Here is a 16,228-nt window from a genome sequence, read left to right as displayed (position 1 = left end):
ACGCCGCCAGCCCCTGGAGATCGGCGGCACCCCCATCGCCCGGGGCGACGCGGTGATGGCGGCCTCACCCGGGCCCGTCCACCAGTCGGTGGACCCCAAGTTCAACCGGTCGCCGCTGTCGGGGCCACACCCCCGGCGAAGAGCATGGGCGCCATGAGGAATCTTCCTGCACGCATGGCTCGTTGGAGCGCTGCCCACCCCTGGCGGGGCATCGTCGGCTGGTTCGTGTTCGTCGTCCTGTGCCTCGGTGCCGGCCTCTCCGTCGGCACCAACGAGGCGACCACCGAGGACTTCCGCATCGGCGAGGCGGGACGCGGCGAGGCGATCGCCGCGGAGGGCGGACTGCAGCAGCGCCCTGTCGAGCACGTCCTGATCACCGCCAAGCCGGGCACCGGCAAGCTCGACGTCGCCGCCGCCGACTCGGCCGCCGCCGACGTCGCCGCCCGGATGGCCGAACTGCCCGAGGTGCTCTCCGTCGAGGACCCGGTACGCAGCGCGGGCGACACGGCGGTGCGGGTCACCGTCACCATGAAGGCCCCGGAGCGGGAGGGCAAGGAGCACGTCGACGCGCTGATCGAGCAGACCGAGGCCGTACAGGAGGCCAACCCCTCGCTGCGCGTCGAGGAGACCGGGTCGCCGTCCATCAGCAAGGGCGTCGACAAACTACGCGGTGACGACCTCGCGCGCACCGAGATGATCGCCCTGCCGGTCACCCTCGTCACCCTGCTGCTGATCTTCAACTCGGTGGCCATGGCCCTCGTGCCGCTGCTGCTCGCCCTGACCTCGATCGCCGCGGCCGTCGGCCTGTCGATGGTGGCCTCGCACGTCTTCCCCGACAACGGCATCGGCATCAACATCATCCTGCTCATCGGCCTCGCCGTCGGTGTCGACTACACGCTCTTCTACCTCAAGCGGGAACGTGAGGAACGGGCCCGCTCGGGCGGCACACTGAACCCGCGGGCCGCCGTCGAACTCGCCGCCGCCACGTCCGGACGGGCCGTCGTCGTCTCCGGACTCGCCGTCGCCGTCTCCAGCGCCACCCTCTACCTCGCCGATGACGTCATCTTCTCGTCCATCGCCACCGGCGCGATCGTCGTCACCCTCGTCGCCGTCGTCAGCTCCCTGACCGCGCTGCCCGCCCTGCTCGCCGCCCTGGGCATGCGCGCCGAGCGCCGTGCCGAGCGCCGAGCGGCCCGGGGTCTCGCGCCGAAGAAGCAGAAGACGCACCAGACCGGCCCCGGCCGCCTGACCGCCGCCGTCCTGCGCCCCGTCACCAAGCACCCCGTCGCCACGCTCACCGTCACCGTTCTCGCGCTGATCGCCCTCGCCGCCCCGGTCCTCGGCCTCAAACTCACCGACATGGGCCGCGAGACACACTCCCGCTCCATCGCCGCCATGCAGGTCTACGACCGGCTGAACGCGGCCTACCCGGAGCTGAAGTCCATGCACCAGGTCGTCGTCCGCGCCGACGCCGGCCGTTCGCCCGAAGTGACCGCCGCCCTGCGCGCACTCGCCGCCGACGTCGAGGACGACCCGCGCCTGAGCGGCACCTCCCGGCTGACCACGTCGCCCGACAAGCGGATCAGCATGCTCCAACTGCAGGTCCCGTACTACGTCAGCAGCGACGAGGCCCGGTCCTCGCTCGAGGACATCCGCGACAAGCACCTCCCGGAGACCGTCGGCCGGGTGAACGGTGCCGAGACCGCGGTGACCGGAGACGTCGCCCGCTACGCCGACTATCCGACCCACCAGGAACAGAAGCTGCCGCTCATCATCGGGGCGTTGCTCCTGGTGACCTTCGTCATGACCGTCTGGGCGTTCCGCTCCGTGGTCCTCGGCCTGGTCGGCATCGTCCTCAACCTCCTGTCCGCCGCCGCCTCGCTCGGCGTTCTCGTCATGGTCTTCCAGCACACCTGGGCCGAAGGCCTGGTCGACTTCACCTCCACCGGTTCGATCGGCGCCCGGGTCCCGCTGTTCCTCTTCGTGATCCTGTTCGGCCTGTCGATGGACTACCAGGTCTTCGTGATCAGCCGGATCCGGGAGGCCGCCCTGCGCGGAGTCCCGGCCCGCAAGGCCGTGATCGAGGGCATCGGCAGCTCGGCGGGTGTGGTGACCAGCGCCGCCGTGGTCATGGTCACGGTCTTCGCCAGCTTCGCGGCCCTGCACCTGATCGAGATGAAGCAGATCGGCTTCAGCCTCGCGGTCGCCGTCCTCCTGGACGCCTTCGTCATCCGCATGCTGGTCCTGCCGTCCATGATGCTCCTGCTCGGCGAGGTCAACTGGTGGCCCTCGCGCGGAGTCCGCCGTGCTCACCGCAGCACCGAACAGGCCCCCCGCACCCTGGAATCGGTAAGCTGACCGAATCGACCGTCGGCCCCTCAACTCGCCCAGAAGCGAAGTGAATCACCGTGACCAAGTGGCAGCGGCAGCCGGGCGACCGACTCACCGTGGACCGTGTCCGCCGCTGGAACTCAGCAGGCTGGGTCCTGTTCGGCCTGCTGCCCCCGGCCGTCGCCGTACTCGACGCGTCGCCGGCCCGGAGGTACTGGCTGCTCGGTCTGCTCGCCGTGATCGCGCTGTGTCACACCGTCGTTCTCACCCGGCCGGACAACCCCGTCCTGCGTCCCCGTGCCTACCTCGCCGTCCTCGGTCTCGTCCTGGGCGCGGCGTCCTGCCTCCTGGACGGCGGGGCTGCCTTCTACGTGGTGTCCCTGCCGCAGTTCTGGCTCTTCACCCGCGCCCCGCGGGACGCGATCACACTCAGCGGGACCGCCGCGGCCCTCACCGTGCTCGGCGGCACGCTCGGCCAGGGCTGGAGCCCTCAATTCCTCACGGGGAACACGGTCTTCACCGTCGTCGCCTACGCCGCAGGGGTGGGCCTGGGGCTGTGGGTGCACCGCTTCGTCGGCCAGAGCAACGAGCGCCAGGAGCGACTGACCGCCGAACTGACCGCCACCCAGGAGAAGCTGGCGGCCGCGTATCAGCAGCAGGGCGCGGCCGAAGAGCGCGAACGGCTCGCCCGGGAGATCCACGACACCCTGGCCCAGGGCTTCGCCTCCATCGTGGTGCTCGCGGAGGCCGCCCGCGCCGCCACCGTCACCGACCCCGCGCGCTGCGCCGAGCAGCTCACCTCCATCGAACAGACCGCGCGCGAGAACCTGGCCGAGGCCCGGGTGCTCGTCGGCTCCGCCCCCGAAAGCGGCGTCGCACCCGGCTCGCCGGCCACCACCCTGCGCAGAACCCTGGATCGTTTCGTCCAGGACACCGGCCTCACCGTCACCGCCGAACTGCCCGACATCGACCTGGACCAGCGCACCCGCGTCGCCCTGCTGCGCTGCACCCAGGAGTCCCTCGCCAACGTGCGCAAACACTCGGGCGCTTCCACCGTCGGCGTCGTCCTCACCGAATTCCCGGGCGGTGTCGAACTGGAGATCACCGACGACGGCTGCGGCTTCGTCGTCGAGGAGTCCCGTGGTTTCGGCCTCGACGGCATGCGCCGACGACTGGCCGAACTCGACGGCGAACTCGCCGTCACCAGCTCCCTCGGGGACGGCACCCGTGTCCTCGCCAGCCTCCCCACGCACAGTCAGGACCACCCATGACCGACACCGCGTACGGCCGGACCCGGGTGGTCGTGGTCGACGACCATGCCGTGATGCGCGCCGGAGTCATCGCCCTGCTGGCCAACGAGCCGACGATAGAGATCGTCGGCGAGGCGAGCGACGGCCGCGAGGGCGTCGACCTCGTCGAGCGGCTCGCCCCCGACGTGGCCCTCCTCGATCTGCGCATGCCGGTGCTCGACGGAGTGGCCGCCACCACCGAAATCGTCACCCTGCCGGTGGTCACCCGGGTGCTGATCCTCACCACGTACGACACCGACGCCGAGATCGAACGAGCCGTGGAGGCCGGCGCCGTCGGCTACCTCCTCAAGGACACCACCCGCGAGCAGCTCGCCGACGCCATCCGCTCGGCGGCGCGCGGTGAGACGGTCCTCGCGCCCAAGGTCGCGGAGCGTCTCGTGGCCCGGATGCGCCGCCCCGAGCCGGTCGCGCTCACCGCCCGCGAGCGGGAGGTGCTGCACGCGGTCGCCGACGGCCTGTCCAACGCCGAGATCGGCCGTCGCCTGGTCATCGGCGAGGCCACGGTGAAGACGCATCTTCTGCGGGTCTTCGCGAAACTCGACGTCAGCGACCGTACGCGCGCCGTCGTCGTCGCCCTGGAACGCGGACTCCTCGCGCGCTCCTGAAGTCCGGCCCTGGCTGGACGCACTGATCTCCTGGAACCGGCCGTCCCTGTGCTTGCGCTCCGACGTGTGCGGGGACGGCCCTCCGTCCCCGCCTCTCGCAAGAGGACGTGCCCGACGTCCCTCGCCCCCGCCCGCTCACCCCGCCACGGACGCCGCGGCCCCCGGGACCTCCGCCGGTCGCACCGGTCTGCGCTCGCGCCGGGAGATCTCGCAGGCCTCGGCGATCCGCAGGGCCTGCAACGCCTCGCGCCCGTCGCACGGGTTGGCCCGCTCGCCGCGCACGACCTCGACGAACGCGGCCAGCTCCGCCTCGTAGGCGGGCCCGAACCGCTCCACGAAGCCGGTCCACGGCTTGTCCGCGGCCGGAGGCCCGGTCGGCTCCGTCGAGGCGATCGGCGTACGGTCGTCCAGGCCGACGACGATCTGGTCCAGCTCCCCGGCCAGCTCCATGCGCACGTCGTACCCCGCGCCGTTCAGCCGCGTCGCCGTCACCGTGGCCAGCGTGCCGTCGTCCAGCGTGAGGAGCGCCGCGCCGGTGTCCACGTCGTCCGCCGCGCGGAACACCGGCGGACCGGCGTCGGAGCCGGCGGCGTACACGTCGGTGATCTCCCGGCCGGTCACCCAGCGCAGGATGTCGAAGTCGTGGATGAGCGTGTCCCGGTAGAGCCCGCCGGACTGCGGCAGATACGCGGCCGGCGGCGGCGCCTGGTCGCTGGTCACGGCCCGGACGGTGTGCAGCCGGCCGAGCCGCCCGGACCGTACCGCCTCACGGGCCCCCGTGTAGCCGGCGTCGAAGCGGCGCTGGAACCCCATCTGCAGAATCGTCCCGGCGGCCTCCACCTCGGCGATCGCCTGCAGCGTGCCCGGCACGTCCAGCGCGATGGGCTTCTCGCAGAACACCGGCAGCCCCGAGCGTGCCGCCCGGCTGATCAGTTCGGCGTGGGCCGGCGTCGCCGTGGTGATGACCACGGCGTCCACGCCCCACTGGAAGATCTCGTCCACTCCTGGTGCCGCCGTCTCGCCCAGCCGGTGGGCCAGGTCCTGCGCCCGCGCGAGGTCGGCGTCCGTGAGGATCAGGGACCCGACATCGCGATGGCGGCTGAGCGTGTTGGCGTGAACGGTGCCGATGCGGCCCGTCCCGATGACCCCGATGCGCATGGAATCAAAGTGGGCTCACAGCCCACGCACTGTCAATGCGTATGTCCGGACAATCGAACTACACAACTTCCCGTCAACAGCGCACGGAGCTACGCTCGGCCCGTGCCGAAACCAGAAGTGGATCCGACCGTGTCGCTGGACCTCAGCGTGGATCGCAGCAGCCCCGTGCCGCTGTACTTCCAGCTGTCGCAGCAGCTGGAGGCGGCGATCGAGCACGGCGCGCTGACCCCGGGCAGCCTGCTGGGCAACGAGATCGAGCTCGCCGCGCGGCTCGGTCTGTCCCGGCCCACCGTCCGCCAGGCCATCCAGTCGCTCGTCGACAAGGGCCTGCTCGTGCGCCGCAGGGGCGTCGGCACCCAGGTCGTGCACAGCAAGGTCAGGCGCCCGCTCGAGCTCAGCAGTCTCTACGACGACCTGGAGGCGGCGGGGCAGCGTCCGGCCACGAAGGTCCTGGTCAACACCGTCGTCCCCGCGACCGCCGAGGTCGCCGCCGCGCTCGGCGTCGCGGAGGGGAGCGACGTGCACCGGGTGGAGCGGCTGCGGCTGACGCACGGGGAGCCGATGGCGTACCTGTGCAACTACCTGCCGCCCGGTCTCTTCGACCTGGACACCGGGCAGCTGGAGGTCACCGGCCTGTACCGGCTGATGCGCGCCGCCGGGATCACCCTGCACAGCGCCCGCCAGTCCATCGGCGCCCGGGCCGCCACCGCCGGCGAGGCCGAGCGGCTCGGCGAGGACGAGGGCGCCCCCCTGCTCACCATGGAACGCACGACGTTCGACGACACGGGACGCGCGGTCGAGTTCGGCACGCACACCTACCGGCCGTCCCGCTACTCCTTCGAGTTCCAGCTCCTCGTACGGTCCTGACCCGGGCCGGCCGGCGGCGTGGAGCAGCCGCGCGGTGCGCCGCCCGGCACGTCGCGCCGTCCGGTACGTAGCGCCGTTCGTCTGCTGTATGCCGCGCCGTCCGCACGCCGCGCTGTTTCTCGTACGCCACACTGTCCGTCCGTCCGTCCGCACGCCGCGCCGTCCGTCTGCCGCTCGTCGTGCGAGTTCGTCGCCATGTCCGGACAATGTGACCGACGCCTGCTCCCCGGCTCCGAGTGATCGTTTCCCATGTCGGACAATGGGGCGTTTGGGGTTTCGAGAACCCGGCCGGGTTCCGCGGACTCCGGCACGCACAGCACGGCACAGCAAGAAGGGCACGGCCTCGTGGCACGGTTTCGGACCTGGGTAGGCATAGCGCTGGCAGGGGCACTGTCGGTGTCCCTGGCCGGCTGCAGCAGTACGGGCGGCAAGCGCGCCGAGGACGCTCGCAAGGCCGCGTCGGCCCAGGGGAAGGCGGCGGTGAACACGCCCCGCTGGACCTTCGCGATGATCACTCACTCGGGTGACGGCGACTCGTTCTGGGACATCGTCCAGAGCGGCGCCGAGCAGGCCGCGGTGAAGGACAACATCAACTTCCTGTACTCCCAGGACGACGAGGCCCAGCAGCAGGCGGAGCTGGTGAACACGGCCATCGACAAGAAGGTCGACGGGATCATCGTCACCCTCGCCAAGCCCGCCGCCATGAAGTCCGCCCTGGCCCGTGCGCGGAAGGCGGGCATCCCCGTGATCACCGTGAACTCCGGCTCGCAGGAGTCCAAGGAGTTCGGCGCCCTCACCCACGTCGGCCAGGACGAGACCATCGCCGGTGAGGCGGTCGGCGAGGAGCTCAACGAGCGCGGACGCGAGCAGGCGGTCTGCGTGCTGCACGAGCAGGGCAACGTCGGTCACGAGCAGCGCTGCGACGGCGTGGAGAAGACCTTCGACGGCACGGTCGAGCGGCTCTACGTCAACGGCACCAGCATGCCGGACGTGCAGTCCGCCATCGAGGCCAAGCTCCAGACCGACAAGGCCGTCGACGCCGTGGTCACCCTCGGCGCCCCCTACGCCGACACCGCCGTGAAGGCCAAGCAGGGCGCGGGCAGCAAGGCCGAGATCGACACCTTCGACCTCAACGCCAAGGTGGCCGCCGGCCTGGAGGACGGCACCCTCGGCTTCGCCGTCGACCAGCAGCCCTACCTCCAGGGCTACGAGGCGGTCGACCTGCTGTGGCTGTACAAGTACAACGCCGACGTCCTCGGCGGCGGCCGGCCGGTGCTCACCGGACCGCAGATCGTCACCAAGGACGACGCCGCCGAGCTGGCCGACTACACGAAGCGGGGCACCCGATGAGCGCCGCCGCGGAAGCCCGGTCTGACGAAAGGATTCTGCAGTCTTCCCCGCTGCGGAAACTGCTGGGCCGCCCGGAACTCGGCTCCGTCGTCGGCGCGATCGCCGTCTTCGCCTTCTTCGCGTTCTTCGCCGACAGCTTCCTGCGCGCCTCCAGCCTCAGCACGGTCCTCTACGCCGCCTCCACGATCGGCATCATGGCCGTCCCGGTGGCGCTGCTGATGATCGGCGGCGAGTTCGACCTGTCCGCGGGCGTCATGGTCACGTCGTCGGCCCTGGTGTCGTCGATGTTCAGCTACCAGATGACCGCCAACGTCTGGGTCGGCGTCGGCGTGTCCCTGCTGGTCACCCTGGCGATCGGCGTCTTCAACGGCTTCATGCTCACCCGCACCAAGCTGCCCAGCTTCATCATCACGCTGGGCACCTTCCTCATGCTGACCGGCCTGAACCTGGGCTTCACCAAGCTGATCGACGGCACCGTCTCCACCAAGACGATCGCCGACATGGAGGGCTTCGACTCCGCCCGCGAGGTCTTCGCCTCCACGATCACCGTCGGCGGCGTCGGCTTCAAGGTCACCATCCTGTGGTGGCTCGCCCTCGTCGCCGTCGCCAGCTGGATCCTGCTGCGCACCCGCGCCGGCAACTGGGTCTTCGCGGTCGGCGGCAACAAGGACGCCGCCCGCGCGGTGGGCGTCCCGGTCACCAGGACCCGGATCGGCCTCTACATGGGCGTGGCGTTCGGCGCCTGGGTCTCGGGCCAGCACCTGCTCTTCTCCTACGACGTCGTCCAGTCCGGCGAGGGCGTCGGCAACGAGCTGATCTACATCATCGCGGCCGTCATCGGCGGCTGTCTGATCACCGGCGGCTACGGCAGCGCCGTCGGCTCGGCGGTCGGCGCCCTCATCTTCGGCATGACCAGCAAGGGCATCGTCTTCGCCGAGTGGAACCCCGACTGGTTCAAGTTCTTCCTCGGAGCGATGCTGCTCCTGGCGACCCTGCTCAACGCCTGGGTCCGCAAGCGCGCGGAGGCCGCCAAGTGACCGGGACCCGAGCACGTACGGCGCTCGTCGAGCTGTCCGGCGTCAGCAAGAACTACGGCAACGTCCGCGCCCTCGAAGGCGTGTCCCTGGAGGTCCACGCGGGCGAGATCACCTGCGTGCTGGGCGACAACGGCGCCGGCAAGTCGACCCTCATCAAGATCATCTCCGGCCTGCACCAGCACGACGGCGGCACCCTGAGCCTCGACGGCGAGGAGACCCGCCTCTCCTCCCCGCGCGAGGCCCTGGACCGCGGCATCGCCACCGTCTACCAGGACCTGGCCGTCGTCCCCCTCATGCCGGTCTGGCGCAACTTCTTCCTCGGCTCCGAGCCGCGCAAGGGCGTCGCCCCGTTCAAGCGCATGGACGTCGACCACATGCGCCGCACCACCCGGGAGGAACTCCTCCGCATGGGCATCGACCTGCGCGACGTCGACCAGCCCATCGGCACCCTCTCCGGCGGTGAGCGCCAGTGCGTGGCGATCGCCCGCGCGGTGCACTTCGGAGCGAAGGTCCTGGTACTGGACGAGCCGACCGCGGCACTGGGCGTGAAGCAGTCCGGCGTGGTCCTGAAGTACGTGGCGGCGGCACGGGACCAGGGCCTGGGCGTCGTTCTGATCACCCACAACCCGCACCACGCGTATCTGGTGGGCGACCGCTTCGTACTCCTGAAGCGCGGCACCATGGTGGGCAACGACGAACGGCACGACATCACACTGGACGAGCTGACGAGGCAGATGGCCGGCGGGAACGAGCTGGAAGACCTCCGCCACGAGCTGCGGCGCCCCTCTTGAGACGACGTCTCATGTGGCTGTTCGACTGAACGTGCGCCGGTAGGTCTGCGGGCTGACGCCGGTGGTGCGTTTGAAGCGGTCACGGAAGGTGGTGGGTGAGCCGAAGCCGACCTGGCCGCCGATGCGCTCCACGGAGTGCTCCGTGGTTTCCAGCAAGTGCTGTGCCTGGCGGATGCGGGCCCGGTGGAGCCACTGGAGCGGCGTGGTGCCGGTCTGGTCGCGGAAGCGCCGGATCAGGGTTCGGGTGCTGGTTCCGGCCCGCTCGGCGATGTCGGCGAGGGTGAGGTCGCGGGCCAGGTTCTCCTGTAGCCAGGTGAGCAGCGTCTCGAGTTCGGAGCCCTGCGGTGTGGGTGCGTGGTCGTAGACGATGAACTGCGCCTGTCCGCCCTCTCGTTCGAGAGGCATCACTGACAGGCGGGCGGCGTCGGCGGCGACGGCCGAGCCGTAGTCACGACGGATCATGTGCAGACACAGGTCCATGCCCGCAGCGGCGCCGGCCGAGGTGAGCAACTGGCCGTTGTCGACGTAGAGGACGTCCGGGTCGACGTCGAGGTCCGGGTGGGCGGCAGCCAGCAGACCGGCCGCGCGCCAGTGGGTCGTGACGCGCAGTCCGTCGAGGAGCCCGGTGTCAGCCAGGGGGAAGGTGCCCACGCAGATGGAAGCGATCCGGGTGCCGTCGGCAGCGGCCGACCGCAGCGCGTCGTGCACGGCGGGAGGGAGTGGGGCGGCGAGATCGGCGACGCCCGGCACGATGATCGTGTCCGCGCCCTGAAGGCCCTCCAGGCCCCAGGGGGCACGCAGGGTGAAGGCTCCGGCGTCGACCTCGTCGCGCTCGGCGCACACCCGTACCTGGTAGCCGGGACGCCCGTCGGGCAGGCGGGTCCGGGAGAAGACCTCGATGGGGGTGGACAGGTCGAACGGGATCACCTGATCCAACGCGAGCACGGCAACCGTATGCATGGCCAGAACTTACCTCCCCACCAGCCTTGCAGACCTGGGCCGCCCTTCCGGAAGGCCCACGTCATCGCAGTGCACACCCTTCAGGACAGGGTTGGCACTATCCCGTTGCAACATGTCATCAGTGCCACTGGGCCAGCTCCCGGGAAGCCGGTTGACTTCGGAGCGTCCCGATGGAAATCGACGCCGAAGGAACCCCACACCCATGCACACCCAGGTCGTCCTGTTCGATGGCTTCGACCCGCTCGACGCCATGGCCCCCTACGAGGTCCTGTACGCCGGTGGCTCGGCGGCGAACGGCGCGGTGACCGTCGAGCTGGTCACCGCAGAGGGTCCTCGTGAGGTCGTCAGCGGCATCGGAGGACTGACGCTGCGCGCCGTCGGCGCCCTCGACCTGGAGCGCGCCGACATGCTTCTGGTACCCGGCGCCTCCGGCCGCGTGGGCGGACCCGGCGAGTCCCCGGAAGAAGAGGCGGGCGTCGGCGAGCGGAAGCAGGACGAGTTCATCCCGGTGCTGCTGGGCCGCACGCTGACCACCGAACTCCCTGCGCTCCTCAAGCAGGCAATGGACGACCCGGACATCACCGTCGCCACCGTCTGCGGCGGCTCGCTCGTCCTGGCCATGGCCGGCCTGCTGGAGGGACGCCACGCCACCACGCACCACATGGGCCTGGCCATGCTGGACGCCACCGGCGCCCACGCGGTCCGCGCCCGCATCGTCGACGACGGCGACCTGATCACCGGCGCCGGCGTCACCTCCGGTATCGATCTAGGTCTGTACCTACTGGAGCGCGAGGTGGGCCCCCGCGTCGCGCACGCCGTCGAAGAACTCTTCTCCCACGAGCGGCGCGGCACCGTCTGGCGCGCGCAGGGTCCAACGCCCACCACTCTCTGAACGCCCGGCCCTTCGCAGACCAGTCGGCCATCGTCCCCCTGCACAGCAGGGAGAACATCAGCATGTCCGTCGAAGGCACGGTCGCCGTCGGCCCGATCACCGTCCCGGCGAGCATGTTTCCCCCGACGCCGCGCCGCGCCTTCGCCGGCGCCCGACTGATCGCCTCGATCCCGTTGACCGCGACGGCCGCCGGCGTACTGACACTCCTGATCCCGCCCTCTCGGAACTCTGCTCCAGCCGAGACGTCGGTGCTCGCGCTACGACAGCTCGACGCGGCGATTCGGCCCGCCCCAGGAAGAAGAAGTCATCCCCTCATGAACCTTGTGTCACCAGTGATCGTCGGCATCGTCTACTGCCTGCTGATGTCCCTGATCAAAGAACCGCACCGACGCCACTTCAACGCGATCATGGTGGGCGGAGCCGGCGCCGCCTATCTGAGCGGGGGCGGATTCGGCCCGTGGGAGCTCCCATTCGTCGCGCTCACGGCCTACGTCGCCTACCGCGGCCTGGACTCCTGGGCCTTCATCGGCGTCGGCTGGCTGCTCCACACGGCCTGGGACATGGCCCACCACCTCAAGGGCAATCCGATCCTGCCCTTCCACCACGACGCATCTCTGGCATGTGCCATCTGTGATCCGGTCATCGCCCTGTGGTGCTTCCGCGGAGGACCTTCCCTGATCGCGCTCGTCCGCCGCCGGTTCCAGCCCGGCCGGACAGCAGACCACGCGCACGATCACGTCTCCGCCCCCTCCTGACCGGACCGCACCGGCACCCAACGGTCAGTCTGGGAGCCGGAAGACCGCCCCCGCCTCGCAAAGCCGGCCGGCTCGAACCGGGACATCGTTCGGGGCCGGCTCGAGGACAGGCTCAGCGTGCCGCCGCTGGTCCGGGGTGGGAGCGGCGCTTCCCCGGAGGCACCTTCCCGCCCGAGGCGGACGTTCAATCCGCGAACGCGGCCACGTACGACGCCACGCACGGCTTCGGGGTGGCCAGTGAGGTGACGACGTTGCCGTCGACGGTCACCGGCGGGTCGAGCGGCAGCCGGAGCAGCCGCTCGGAGCGGGACGCGTCGAACTGCTCGGCCGTCACCAGCGTCCAGCCCTCGGTGTCCCGGCCCACCTCGAACAGCACGTTGAGCATGTCCCCGGCAGGCGGCCGCAGCGGGGCCACGGGCAGGGCGGCGAGGATCGCGTCGTGCATCGGCGGGTCACTGTCGCGGCTGGGAAGCCGCAGACCGTGCGGATCGAGGTCGTGCAGGCTGACCGCCGGCTCGCGGGCGGCGGGGTGTTCACGCGCGAGCACCGCGTGCAGCGGCTCGGACCAGGCGCGCACCACCGTCACCGCCGTGGAGGTGAGCGCGCCCCGCACCAGCGCCAGGTCCAGCTCGCCGTCGCGGACGGCGTCGAGTCGCGCGGCCACCGGCAGGTCGACCAGTTTCGGCTCGGCGGGGCGTTCGCCGCCGCTCAGGCGGCCCACCGCCCGGTCGAGCCGTCGGGTGACGCAGGACGCGACCCCGATCCGCAGGACGGCCGCCGGCTCCCCGGCGACCACCCGCACCCGGGCCGCCGCAACGAGGGTCCTACGGGCCGCGGCGAGCACTCGTTCGCCGGCCGGGGTGAGCCGTACCCGGCGTGAGGTGCGGTCGAGCAGGCGCACGCCGAGTTCGCGTTCGAGCCGGGCGATCTGCTGGCTCACCGCCGGCTGCACGATGCCCAGCCGTTGCGCCGCGCGCCCGAAGTGCAACTCTTCGGCGACCGTCACGAAGTACTGCAACGCTCTCAGTTCCATCCGTCTGATCTATCACGCGATGTGATCGCTGCCGAGCGTTTCTGGTCATTGTTCGCGCAGGTCACTCCGGCTGTGATGGGTACGAGCCCGCCAGAGCGGTCCTACCCGCTGGATGCCGCGACGCGGGGAACGCGAACGGAGAACAAAGTGAGCACGACAACCCTCGGCGTCATCGGCACCGGCATGGTCGGCCTCGGGGCCGCCCGCCGCGCCGTCGACGCCGGCCTGCACGTCGTCCTGAGCAATTCACGCGGCCCCGAGACGCTGGCCGACCTCGTCGCGGAGCTCGGCGAGCGGGCCAGCGCGGCCACCCCGGCCGAAGCGGCGAGCGCCGGCAGTCTGGTCATCGCGGCCGTGCCGCTGGCCGCCCACGAGCAGCTGCCCCGGGCGGAGCTCGCCGGCAAGACCGTGATCGACCCGATGAACTACGCGCCGCATTCCCGCTTCACGGTGCCGGAACTCGACAGCAACGAGCTGACCTCCAGCGAACTGGTGCAGCGCCACCTCGCAGGTGCCCGGGTGGTGAAGGCGTTGCACAACATCGGCCCCAAGCAGTTGACGGAACTGTTCCGCCCGGCCGGAGCCCCCGACCGCACCGCGCTGCCGCTCTCCGGCGACGACCCGGACGCCAAGAAGGAGGTGGCCGACCTGCTGGACGTCCTCGGCTTCGACGCGGTGGACCTCGGCACGCTGGCCGAAAGCTGGCGCAGCGAACCCAACACCCCGCTGTACGCCGTCCCGTACGTGGGGCAGCCGCCGTCCGGCCTCACGCCCAGGGAGTTCGTGGCCTGGGTCCAGCAGGCGCCCGGTGTGCCCGTGCCCGTCGCCCGGGTCGGCGAACTCGCCGCCGCCGCGTTGCGAGGGCCCGCGGGTTTCCGGATGTGATCCGATGCAACAGCGGGTGATCCGCCCCGACGGTACGGCCGGGCGTCCGCTCACCCTCACCGCGACGGTCATGTGACCGAGCGGGAGTGCCGAGCCGCCGCCCGGGCGGAGAACCGCCGGGAGCACCGGGTCGGGAAGTGGGGGCGAGAACGTCCTCGGCGCAGGCCTGTGGAAGTACCGCCCCCACCCCCGCAACCGTCCGTCCTGCCCGCCGGTCTGCCCCACCGGTGTGTCGTGGCGGCGGACGGATCATGGGGGTGTGGGGCCGTGCCGCGTCCCGGACACTTCGCACCGCGTGATCGCCGATGCCAAGGAACCAGCTCAGGGGCCGCGGGGGACCCGTGCGACCGGCCACGATCGACCCGCGGACGGCGTACGCCGGCCCCGCCCCGCCCCTGTCCCGTTCGGCACCCGGTGGGGGCGTGCGGCACAATCGCACCCGATGAGCACCTACCGCGACCTCACCGCCCCCATCGGCTCCCGCCGCGCCCCGGTCCTGCGCACCGTGGGCACGAGGGAACGCCGCTCGCACCTCACGGCGCCCCGCGTGCCGACGGTCGGCATCGACATCGGCGGCACGAAAGTCATGGCGGGCGTCGTCGACGCCGACGGCAACATCCTGGAGAAGCTCCGCACGGAGACCCCGGACAAGTCCAAGAGCCCGAAGGTCGTCGAGGACACCATCGTCGAACTGGTCCTGGACCTCTCCGACCGGCACGACGTGCACGCCGTCGGCATCGGCGCGGCCGGGTGGGTCGACGCCGACCGCAACCGCGTGCTGTTCGCCCCCCACCTGTCCTGGCGCAACGAGCCGCTGCGCGACCGCATCGCCGGCCGCCTCGCCGTCCCCGTCCTGGTGGACAACGACGCCAACACCGCCGCCTGGGCCGAATGGCGCTTCGGCGCCGGGCGCGGCGAGGACCACCTCGTCATGATCACGCTCGGCACCGGCATCGGCGGCGCGATCCTGGAGGACGGCCAGGTCAAGCGCGGAAAGTACGGGGTCGCCGGTGAGTTCGGCCACATGCAGGTCGTGCCCGGCGGCCACCGCTGCCCGTGCGGCAACCGCGGCTGCTGGGAGCAGTACAGCTCCGGCAACGCCCTGGTCAGGGAGGCCCGCGAGCTGGCCGCCGCCGACTCGCCGGTGGCCTACGGGATCATCGAGCACGTCAAGGGCAGCATCGGCGACATCACCGGCCCGATGATCACCGAGCTGGCCCGCGACGGCGACGCCATGTGCGTCGAGCTGCTCCAGGACATCGGCCAGTGGCTCGGCGTCGGCATCGCCAACCTCGCCGCGGCCCTCGACCCGTCCTGCTTCGTCATCGGCGGCGGGGTCAGCGCCGCCGACGACCTGCTGATCGGCCCCGCGCGCGACGCCTTCAAACGCCAGCTCACCGGCCGCGGCTACCGCCCCGAGGCGCGCATCGTCCGCGCCCAGCTCGGCCCCGAGGCCGGCATGGTGGGCGCCGCCGACCTGTCCCGGCTGGTCGCCCGCCGGTTCCGCCGCGCCAAGCGGCGCCGGGTGGAGCGGTACGAGCGCTACGAGCGGTACGCGGAGGCCCGCCGCGCGTCCGGGGAGTCGCTGTGACGGATCCCCTGCCGCACCAGGCCGGGGCCCCGGACACGCCCCGGCCGCCGGCGGAGGGCCGCCGGCACATGATCCGCCGCCGGTCGCTCACCCTGCTCATCATCGTGCTGCTCATCGGCATCCCGGCCGGCTACCTCGTGATCTCCGCCAACCAGAGCCGCGACAGCGGCCGGGAGAAGGAGGCGAAGTACGCGGCGACCGGCATGACCGAGGGCTGGCCTTCCAAACTGCAGCGCCGCATCTACGAGGTGCCCGTCCCGGTCCCGTCCGAAGAGGTCGCGTACTACGAGACGAACAACTGGAAGACCAGCCGCCTCTACGTCCAGTTCGAGACCACCGGCGCCGGACTGGACGCCTTCCTGGCGGGACTGGGCGTCGACCGGGACTCACTGGAGCGGGACAAGATCGCCATCAGCGACCGTGCCCAGCGCGTCACCGGCTGGGAGTTCGGCGGGTCCGGCTCCTCCTGGTGGGGCCTCGTCAACGAGCAGCGGAACCCGGCGCCCACCCAGGACGTCGTCGTGAACATGGACAACCCGGACTACCCGATGGTCTACGTCGTCTCGCGCACGGTTCCCTGACCGCGTACGCGCGACGACGGCCGGGCCCGGGGGCCGCCGGGGCCGATTGTCAGACCCCGCCCGTAGAGTCGAAGACATCTGA

General features: G+C 71.1%; 15 protein-coding genes. 12 read left to right on the top strand and 3 right to left on the bottom strand.

The features are described from left to right. Positions 1 to 153: 153 nt before the first annotated feature. From ACP4J0_RS31350 to ACP4J0_RS31340, 3 genes are read left to right on the top strand one after another with little or no spacing between them, the layout of a single operon-like run. Positions 154 to 2,358, top strand: a complete 2,205-nt coding sequence (locus ACP4J0_RS31350) for an MMPL family transporter (protein WP_426602098.1) — start codon at positions 154 to 156, stop codon at positions 2,356 to 2,358. A 50-nt stretch (positions 2,359 to 2,408) separates the two neighbouring features. Beyond that, entirely contained in the window at positions 2,409 to 3,602 is a 1,194-nt protein-coding gene (locus ACP4J0_RS31345; RefSeq protein WP_426602097.1) for a sensor histidine kinase, read from the top strand. Continuing rightward, on the top strand, positions 3,599 to 4,246 hold the full coding sequence (locus ACP4J0_RS31340; RefSeq protein WP_426602096.1) for a response regulator: 648 nt from the start codon (positions 3,599 to 3,601) through the stop codon (positions 4,244 to 4,246). Before ACP4J0_RS31345 ends, ACP4J0_RS31340 begins: the two co-directional genes overlap by 4 nt. A gap of 135 nt (positions 4,247 to 4,381) precedes the next feature. Here ACP4J0_RS31340 and ACP4J0_RS31335 read toward each other — a convergent pair whose 3' ends face one another. After that, positions 4,382 to 5,404: a Gfo/Idh/MocA family protein gene (locus tag ACP4J0_RS31335; RefSeq protein ID WP_426602095.1), complete on the bottom strand. Its 1,023-nt coding sequence runs from the start codon at positions 5,402 to 5,404 to the stop codon at positions 4,382 to 4,384. Positions 5,405 to 5,533: 129 nt separating this feature from the next. Here ACP4J0_RS31335 and ACP4J0_RS31330 point away from each other — a divergent pair, with 129 nt between their 5' ends. The 4 genes from ACP4J0_RS31330 to ACP4J0_RS31315 all read left to right on the top strand — a co-directional run bounded on the left by ACP4J0_RS31330 (position 5,534) and on the right by ACP4J0_RS31315 (position 9,449). Beyond that, entirely contained in the window at positions 5,534 to 6,271 is a 738-nt protein-coding gene (locus tag ACP4J0_RS31330) for a myo-inositol degradation transcriptional regulator (RefSeq protein ID WP_426602131.1), read from the top strand. A 345-nt stretch (positions 6,272 to 6,616) separates the two neighbouring features. Then, positions 6,617 to 7,621, top strand: coding sequence for a sugar ABC transporter substrate-binding protein (locus tag ACP4J0_RS31325; RefSeq protein WP_426602094.1), 1,005 nt, complete (start codon positions 6,617 to 6,619; stop codon positions 7,619 to 7,621). Continuing rightward, positions 7,618 to 8,658, top strand: a complete 1,041-nt coding sequence (locus ACP4J0_RS31320; protein WP_426602093.1) for an ABC transporter permease — start codon at positions 7,618 to 7,620, stop codon at positions 8,656 to 8,658. The genes ACP4J0_RS31325 and ACP4J0_RS31320 overlap by 4 nt, the downstream gene beginning before the upstream one ends. After that, positions 8,655 to 9,449 (top strand): ATP-binding cassette domain-containing protein, encoded by a 795-nt coding sequence (locus ACP4J0_RS31315; RefSeq protein ID WP_426602092.1) that lies wholly within the window; start codon positions 8,655 to 8,657, stop codon positions 9,447 to 9,449. Before ACP4J0_RS31320 ends, ACP4J0_RS31315 begins: the two co-directional genes overlap by 4 nt. Before the next feature lie 9 nt (positions 9,450 to 9,458). Here the strand turns inward: ACP4J0_RS31315 and ACP4J0_RS31310 are convergent, their stop codons facing one another. Next, positions 9,459 to 10,409, bottom strand: a complete 951-nt coding sequence (locus ACP4J0_RS31310; protein ID WP_426602091.1) for a GlxA family transcriptional regulator — start codon at positions 10,407 to 10,409, stop codon at positions 9,459 to 9,461. 202 nt (positions 10,410 to 10,611) lie between these two features. On the opposite strand from ACP4J0_RS31310, the gene ACP4J0_RS31305 reads away from it, so the two are divergent. Both ACP4J0_RS31305 and ACP4J0_RS31300 read left to right on the top strand, forming a co-directional pair. Then, positions 10,612 to 11,301: a DJ-1/PfpI family protein gene (locus ACP4J0_RS31305; RefSeq protein ID WP_426602090.1), complete on the top strand. Its 690-nt coding sequence runs from the start codon at positions 10,612 to 10,614 to the stop codon at positions 11,299 to 11,301. 314 nt (positions 11,302 to 11,615) lie between these two features. Continuing rightward, complete coding sequence (locus ACP4J0_RS31300) at positions 11,616 to 12,056, top strand: DUF6010 family protein (RefSeq protein WP_426602130.1); 441 nt, start codon at positions 11,616 to 11,618, stop codon at positions 12,054 to 12,056. Positions 12,057 to 12,240: 184 nt separating this feature from the next. On the opposite strand, the gene ACP4J0_RS31295 is transcribed toward ACP4J0_RS31300, so the two are convergent. Continuing rightward, positions 12,241 to 13,089 carry a LysR family transcriptional regulator gene (locus tag ACP4J0_RS31295; protein WP_426602089.1) on the bottom strand — a complete coding sequence of 283 codons (849 nt, stop codon included), beginning with the start codon at positions 13,087 to 13,089 and terminating at the stop codon, positions 12,241 to 12,243. Positions 13,090 to 13,236: 147 nt separating this feature from the next. Here ACP4J0_RS31295 and ACP4J0_RS31290 point away from each other — a divergent pair, with 147 nt between their 5' ends. From ACP4J0_RS31290 to ACP4J0_RS31280, 3 genes are all read left to right on the top strand, one after another. After that, positions 13,237 to 13,974: an NADPH-dependent F420 reductase gene (locus tag ACP4J0_RS31290; protein ID WP_426602088.1), complete on the top strand. Its 738-nt coding sequence runs from the start codon at positions 13,237 to 13,239 to the stop codon at positions 13,972 to 13,974. 442 nt (positions 13,975 to 14,416) lie between these two features. Then, positions 14,417 to 15,565, top strand: a complete 1,149-nt coding sequence (locus tag ACP4J0_RS31285; protein ID WP_426602087.1) for an ROK family glucokinase — start codon at positions 14,417 to 14,419, stop codon at positions 15,563 to 15,565. Continuing rightward, positions 15,562 to 16,146, top strand: coding sequence for a sugar kinase (locus ACP4J0_RS31280; protein WP_426602086.1), 585 nt, complete (start codon positions 15,562 to 15,564; stop codon positions 16,144 to 16,146). Before ACP4J0_RS31285 ends, ACP4J0_RS31280 begins: the two co-directional genes overlap by 4 nt. Positions 16,147 to 16,228: the final 82 nt, after the last annotated feature.

It is taken from the genome of Streptomyces sp. WG7 (genome assembly GCF_049975785.1).
GTDB lineage: Bacteria > Actinomycetota > Actinomycetes > Streptomycetales > Streptomycetaceae > Streptomyces.
This window is presented reverse-complemented; position numbering and strand designations above follow the sequence as displayed.